The sequence below is a fragment of the Streptomyces boncukensis genome (assembly GCF_011045075.1).
Classification (GTDB): domain Bacteria; phylum Actinomycetota; class Actinomycetes; order Streptomycetales; family Streptomycetaceae; genus Streptomyces; species Streptomyces boncukensis.
In genome coordinates this window covers 1-539 of record NZ_JAAKZZ010001103.1, presented here as the reverse complement: position 1 = coordinate 539, position 539 = coordinate 1, and the positions used below count along the sequence as shown (strand labels likewise).

The window sequence follows — 539 nt, the reverse complement described above, 5'->3', positions numbered from 1 at the left end:
GGGTGCGCTGCGACAGGGCGGGCCTCCCGCTGGAGATCACCGACCCGCTGGGCGCGACGACGGCGTACCGCCGGGACGGGTTCGGCAACCCGGTGACGGTGGTCGACCCGCTGGGCGGGACGACGCGGCTGGCCTGGACGGTGGAGGGCAGACTGTCCCGCCGAACGGGCCCGGACGGCGCGCAGGAGTCGTGGACGTATGACGGCGAGGGCAACTGCGTACGCCACGTGAACCCGTCGGGTGGGGAGACGACGTACGAGTACACCCACTTCGACCAGCTCAGCGCCCGCACCGGCCCGGACGGCGTCCGCTACACCTTCACCCACGACACCCGCCTGCGCCTGACGCAGGTGACCAACCCCCAGGGCCTCACCTGGACCTACACCTACGACGCGGCAGATCGGTTGGTGGGGGAGCGGGACTTCGACGACCGCACCCACCGCTACGACCTGGACCCGACGGGTGCCCTGACCTCCCGTACGACCCCCCTGGGCGAGGTGATCCGCTACGAGCGGGACGCGCTGGGCCGCACGGTCCGC

1 pseudogene is annotated in these 539 nt (G+C 72.5%); it reads left to right on the top strand.

Going from position 1 to position 539, the window contains the following annotated elements:
- Positions 1-539 (top strand): annotated as a pseudogene (locus G5C65_RS38160) (RHS repeat protein); the annotation flags it as partial.